At 67.1% G+C, this 5,875-nt stretch carries 9 protein-coding genes and 1 pseudogene; all 10 read left to right on the top strand.

The features are described from left to right. Window positions 1–472 (top strand): annotated as a pseudogene (locus WS69_RS10190) (hypothetical protein); the annotation flags it as partial. Further along, window positions 472–717: a hypothetical protein gene (locus tag WS69_RS10185; RefSeq protein ID WP_059470657.1), complete on the top strand. Its 246-nt coding sequence runs from the start codon at window positions 472–474 to the stop codon at window positions 715–717. The pseudogene WS69_RS10190 and the gene WS69_RS10185, both read left to right, overlap by 1 nt. Then, the gene (locus WS69_RS10180; protein WP_059470656.1) at window positions 717–899 is read left to right on the top strand and encodes a hypothetical protein; all 183 of its coding nucleotides are present in this window, start codon (window positions 717–719) and stop codon (window positions 897–899) included. Before WS69_RS10185 ends, WS69_RS10180 begins: the two co-directional genes overlap by 1 nt. Further along, window positions 896–1,060, top strand: a complete 165-nt coding sequence (locus WS69_RS34075; RefSeq protein WP_197419238.1) for a hypothetical protein — start codon at window positions 896–898, stop codon at window positions 1,058–1,060. The genes WS69_RS10180 and WS69_RS34075 overlap by 4 nt, the downstream gene beginning before the upstream one ends. Beyond that, a complete protein-coding gene (locus tag WS69_RS34070; protein WP_197419237.1) occupies window positions 1,057–1,200 on the top strand; it encodes a hypothetical protein in 144 nt (47 codons plus the stop codon). The genes WS69_RS34075 and WS69_RS34070 overlap by 4 nt, the downstream gene beginning before the upstream one ends. 130 nt (window positions 1,201–1,330) lie before the next feature. Beyond that, complete coding sequence (locus tag WS69_RS10175; protein ID WP_059470655.1) at window positions 1,331–1,618, top strand: KTSC domain-containing protein; 288 nt, start codon at window positions 1,331–1,333, stop codon at window positions 1,616–1,618. After that, window positions 1,615–2,424 (top strand): RecB family exonuclease, encoded by an 810-nt coding sequence (locus tag WS69_RS10170; protein ID WP_059470654.1) that lies wholly within the window; start codon window positions 1,615–1,617, stop codon window positions 2,422–2,424. The genes WS69_RS10175 and WS69_RS10170 overlap by 4 nt, the downstream gene beginning before the upstream one ends. Continuing rightward, window positions 2,417–2,857: an HNH endonuclease signature motif containing protein gene (locus WS69_RS35645; RefSeq protein WP_197419236.1), complete on the top strand. Its 441-nt coding sequence runs from the start codon at window positions 2,417–2,419 to the stop codon at window positions 2,855–2,857. Before WS69_RS10170 ends, WS69_RS35645 begins: the two co-directional genes overlap by 8 nt. Then, complete coding sequence (locus WS69_RS10165; RefSeq protein WP_059470653.1) at window positions 2,854–4,053, top strand: hypothetical protein; 1,200 nt, start codon at window positions 2,854–2,856, stop codon at window positions 4,051–4,053. The genes WS69_RS35645 and WS69_RS10165 overlap by 4 nt, the downstream gene beginning before the upstream one ends. A 12-nt stretch (window positions 4,054–4,065) precedes the next feature. Next, entirely contained in the window at window positions 4,066–5,832 is a 1,767-nt protein-coding gene (locus tag WS69_RS10160) for an AAA family ATPase (RefSeq protein ID WP_059470652.1), read from the top strand. Window positions 5,833–5,875: the final 43 nt, after the last annotated feature.

The raw sequence follows: 5,875 nt of genomic DNA, 5'->3' as shown, positions 1-5,875 counted from the left end.
GCGATCGCCGCCGTTCTCCGAACGCCGTGGTTTCTGCATACGTCCAGTCAGCGAGGTTCATCGGAGTATGCGCCGGAGCTCGCTGCGGAGTGCTACGCCATCGCCGACGCCATGCTTCGCGCGCGGGAGGCCTGACATGGAGCAAACCAGGCACACGACCGGCCAAGCATGGCTCCGACGCGCAATCGAGCTGGCGACCGCGCGAGCCACGGCCAGCTTCGAATACGGCGAGCTGGGTTCGGATTGCACGGCTACCGAGTCGGCCGACGCGTACGCGCGGACCCTCGCCGCCGATCTCGAGCTCGAAGCGCATCTTCGCTTCGCGTCCGAGGCCTTCGATGCCCTCCACCTCGTCGCCTCGAAAACCGTGCTCACGTCGGGCATCCGCGCGATCGTCGACGCCGCGCTCGCGAAGGGCGGCGACCGTGCGCCGGAGCCGGTGCGGCACATCACCATTGCTGGAGTCGATTGATGAGCAATCTCAAGTCCCCCGCCCAGTGCGGGGATCTCGCCGAAAAGCTGATCGCCGATTACGTGCGCGACTGTGGTGCGTTCGGCAATCCGGCCGCGCTCGCGAAGGTAATCGAGATGCTGATCAGCAAGGCGGCACTCGGCATCGCCATGGTCGGCAGCGAGACGATCGCTCAGCAGATCCTCGACCGGACAAAGCACAACGTCGCGACGTACGCGGAGCGAAACCTGCGGAGGGGTCATTGATGCGCGCCCTCACCCTCCACCGCCCGGCGGCGGACAACGCACTGCTGCGCGCCGCCGCGCGCGGCCCGCGCATGCGCTACGTGATCGAGGGCGCCATCTGGGCAATGGCCTTCGGCGCCGTGGTCGGCGCGCTCTGGTACGGCGTCGACCTCGCCGGCCCGTACCTCAGGAGTCTCCGATGACGCCCTTCGATTACCTTGGCGCGCTACTCGACCGGATTCACGAATGGAATCCCATAGCCGGATACCTTGCGGCGCTCGCGATCGCTGCAGTCTGCACGCTCGTGCTGGCGCGCCTGAACGCCGACGGATCGGCTGTCTCCTCAATCGTGAGGTCCACGTGAGCCGCTTCACCGACCACGCCGACCTGTTCGAGCGCCGGCACCCGCGCGCCGCACGCGCGCTCGTCGTCGCGATCCTCGTTGCAGTCGCGCTTCTCGCAGTCGCCGTCGACAGCCTCACGAAGCACTGGGGAATTCTGTAGTTCGCCTCCCGTGCCGCGCCCGCATCCAAGGAGGGCGTCGTCTCCACCACACATATCGAATTCCGACGCTGCAGCGCCGCGCGCGCTCGCCATTCGCGTCCCACCATCGTCGTCCCAGGAGCACCACGAGATGAAAACCATCGACACCCAACCCGTCGAGTCGTCGCAGATCCACAGCATCGGCTACGACGCCGAAACCGAGACGCTCGCGGTCCGCTTCAAGGGCCGCACCGGCGAGCCGACGTCGCTCTACCACTACTCGCAATTCACGCAGGCGAATTTCGACGCGCTGAAGACGGCTGACTCGATCGGATCGCACCTCTACAAGCACATCAAACCGTTCCCCGACCGCTTCCCGTACGAGTGCATCGAGAAGATGCCGGTGGCCGAGCAGCCTGGTGCCGAAGGTGCGGCATGACCGACTCCGTCTATGCGGTTCGCGCCTCGAGCTGGGGCGCGCTTTTCGAATGCGCCTATCGGTGGGAGGGCATCCACCTCCTGAAGATGCGCAACGTCGTCGGCCTGCGCGCCGCACTCGGTACCGCGATTCATGCCGGCACGGCCGCATACGACCAGAGCGTGCTCGACGGCTCCGGTCTGACGGTCGACGACGCGGCCGGCGCGTTCATCGACAAGCTGCACGACCCGTCGAACGAGTACAACCCGGCGAGCGACGATCTCAACCTGAAGGAAGCCGAGCGGATCGGCATCTCGCTCACGACGAAGTACTGCCTCGAAATCGCGCCGCGCTACGACTTCGTCGCGGTCGAGATGGAGACGAAGCCGCTCGACATCGACTGTGGCGGTGGGATCGTGATCCGCCTCACCGGCACGATGGACCGCGCACGTGTCCGTCGCACGGCGCTCGGCCCGGGCATCGCCGACCTGAAGAGCGGATCGAAGGCTGTCGCGCAGGGCGTCGCTGTCACGAAGGGGCACGGCCCGCAGATCGGCACGTACGAGCTGCTGTACGAGCACACGACCGGTGAGCAGATCGGCGATACCGCCGAGATCATCGGCCTGAAGACGAAGGGCACGCCCGAGGTCTCGACCGCACCAATCGCGAACGCGAAGCGCGTGATGCTCGGCACCGAGGACGAGCCCGGGCTGATCCAGTTTGCGGCCGACATGTTCCGCTCCGGTCGGTTTTTTCCCAATCCGAAGTCGCTCCTTTGCGACCGAAAATACTGCCCCCGGTACGGGACGTGCCAGTTCCATGACTGAGCACATTACTCGTCGGACCGGTCGTATGCCCACTGGCGAAGATTCGGCCTCCTACAAGGGCGGCACGGTCATCGATAAGGACGGTTACGTCCGCGTTCGCGGATCGGGGCGCTTTCAACTTCAGCATCGGCTCGTTGCAGAGGCAGCACTCGGGCGTCCGCTGAAGCGTGGCGAAGTTGTGCATCACATAAACGGTGTGCGGACAGATAACCGGCCGGAAAACCTTCTGATCTGTACCGACGCGTACCACCGCCTCATTCACGCACGGGAAGACGCACTCGCGGCGACCGGCAATCCAACATCACGTCGGTGCATCTACTGCAGCCAATACGACGTGCCGGCCGCCATGACCATGAATACGCAGGGCAAGCACTACCACAAGGCCTGTGCAGCCGCCTATCAACGCAATCGCAAAGCGAGGAACTCTCAATGAGCACCCCTACCACCCTGGAATCCATCCGCTCGCCGCTGCCCCGCGAGGCCAGCATGCCCGCCGTCGCGCCCGGCTTCGGATCGCTGCAGTCGTTTGAGCTGATGCAGCGCGCGGCGAACCTGCTCGCGTCGTCGACGCTCGTGCCTGCCGCGTATCGCAAGGTCATCGAGAAGCTCGACAAGTACGGCAACGTGAAGGAATCGCGCGAGAACCCGAACGCCCTCGCGAACGCCGTCGTCGCGCTGAACATGGCACAACGCATGGGCGCCGATCCGCTGATGGTGATGCAGAACCTGTACATCGTCGAGGGCCGGCCGTCCTGGTCGTCGCAGTGGATCATCGCCGCAGTGAACGGCTGTGGTCGCTTCTCGCCCCTGCGCTTCGACATCAAGGTGCTCGGCGAGAAGACTGTCGAACGCGTCGAAACGGTCTGGGAAAACGGCAACCGCAGCACGGTCACGAAGCGCGTGCCGATCGTCGACAAGGTCTGCGTGGCGTGGGCGATCGAGAAGGAAACCGGCGAGCGCATCGAGTCGCCGGCCGTTTCGATCGAGATGGCCGTCAAGGAAGGCTGGTACACGAAGAACGGCAGCAAGTGGCAGACGATGGACGAAGTCATGCTGCGCTACCGCACCGCGTCGTTCTTCGGGAAGCTGTACGCGCCCGAGCTGCTGATGGGCCTGATGACGGTCGAGGAAGCCGCCGACATCGTCGACGTGCACGAGGACGGCACCTACTCGGTGAATCGCGCGACGCTCGACGAACTCCGCACCGGCCGCGTGCAGCCTGCCGAGGAAGTCTCGCGCGGCGCGCCGACGCAGACCGGCGCCGCCGCAGAGTCAAGCGAAGACGCTCCGCCGCTGGCAGTCGTGCAAGCCGATCTGGTCGACGATCAGGACGAACCTGAAGATGGCGAAGACGGCAATCGAGGTGGCTTCGACTTCGATGTCAGCGGACTGGTGCGTGGTATCCGCGAGGACATCGATTCCGCCAAGACCCCCGAGGATCTCGACCTGGCGCGCAGCGCGATCGCCGGCGTGCCGGACGAAACCGCGAAAGCCGAGCTGAACGCCCACGCCTCGGCGCGCATGCGCGCGATCACTGCAGACGCTGAAAAGGCGGCCAGCGGCGCGCCGGCCGCCCAAGCGACTGCGCCGGCCGGCCGCCGCGCCCGCGCGCCGATCAGCGCCGATTAACTGGAGCAGAACATGAAGATCACCGATGTCTACGTCTCGAACGTGCTCGGGATCCGCACGGCCGACGTGCGGCTCTCGAAACCGGTCGCCCTCTTCGTCGGCCCGAACGGCGCCGGCAAGAGCAGCCTGCAGGAAGCCGTTCGCATGGCCCTCACCGGCGACACGGTCCGCGTCGCCCTGAAGAAGGAATACGGTTCGCTGGTCACCGAGGGCGCGGACACCGGCCAGATCGTCGTCGCGTGCGGCGAGCACGCGAACAGCGTCGCCCTGCCCGCCGGCAAGATCAAGCGCGAAATCGCAGAGGACCCGCGCCTGCCGCTGGTGCTCGACGCGCAGCGCTTCGCGCACATGACGGCGACCGAGCGCCGCGCGTTCCTCTACGACCTGATGGGCGTGAAGATCGGCCTCGACGAAATGCGCGCGCGGCTGCTGGACAAGCTCGGCCTGCGCGCCGACGCGCTGCCGGCGCCGGCCGCCGCGCGGCTCGCGGCGATCACGCCGATGCTGCGCGCCGACTTCGACGCGGCGCACAAGGAAGCGGCGGACCGCGCGCGCGGCGCGAAGCAGTCCTGGCGCAGCGCGACCGGCGAGACGTACGGCAGCCAGAAGGGAGCGACGTGGCGGCCGGCGGCGGTCGAGTTCGATGAAGCAGCGTTGCGGAAGCTCACGGGCGATCGCGCGGCGCTCGACGACCGGATCGGCGAGCTGCAGCAGCAGATCGGCGCGGCCGACGCGGCGGACACGGCGGCACGCGCGCGTGCGTCGAAAATCGCCGACCTGCGCGCGCGCGCCGGCGGTTACGCGAGGGCGGTCGAGCTCGCGCAGCTTGCCGACGAGCAGGTCGCCGAATTCCTGCCCAAGGTCGAAGCGCTTCGTGTGCTCGCCGGCGCGGCGCCGGCCGGTACCGAATGTACGTGCCCTGAATGCGGCGCGCTCCTGCGCTACCTCAACGGCGTGCTGTCGGCGGCGGCCGCAGCCGGTGCGCGCGATGCCGACGCAGCTGCGAAGCTACCCGAGTACGAGCAAGGCCTGAAAACGCTGCAAAACGCGGCCGCGAATCGCAAACGCGACGTCGAAGCGGCAGATTCGGCCGCGACGCAGCTGCGCGCGCTCGAAGACGACGCGGAGGACAGCGGCGCGGCCGCCGCACGCGAGAGCGGCGACGCCGCGCGCTCCGAACTTGCCGACCTCCAACGCCGCCGAAAGCAGCTCGACACCGACATCGCGACGCTTCGCGAAATCGAACGACGCGCCGCCGGCGCCGCCGATCTGGCGAAGCAGGCCGCCGCGCTGCACGAAGACGTCGCCGCGTATGAAGCGATCGCCGACGCGCTCGCGCCGAACGGCATCCCGGCCGACCTGCTCAGCGAAGCGCTGACGCCGATGAACGAGCGCCTCGTCGCGCTCGCCGAGATGTCCGAATGGGCCGACGTGACGATCACGCCGGAGATGGAGATCTTCGCCGACGGACGTGCCTACGCCCTGTTGTCCGAATCGGAGCGCTGGCGCGTCGACGCGCACATCGCCGCGGCGATCAGCCACTTCTCGGGCCTGAAGCTGCTCGTGCTCGATCGCGCCGACGTCCTGGTCGGGCCGGAGCGCGACCGCCTGCTCTACTGGCTCGACGATCTCGCCTACAGCAACCAGGTCGACACGGCGCTCGTGTTCATGAGCCTGAAAACGCCGCCCGGCGGCCTACCGGAGGCCATCGAAGCTTTCTGGGTCGAGGACGGTCAGGTCGCGCCGGCCGGACAGCATGCAATACGGGAGGCAGCGTGAGACAGGACATCGAGAAATATCTCGCCGCGACGTCGGAAGCCAC

It is taken from the genome of Burkholderia sp. BDU5 (genome assembly GCF_001522845.1).
In the GTDB taxonomy this organism is placed as follows: domain Bacteria; phylum Pseudomonadota; class Gammaproteobacteria; order Burkholderiales; family Burkholderiaceae; genus Burkholderia; species Burkholderia mayonis.
This window is presented reverse-complemented; position numbering and strand designations above follow the sequence as displayed.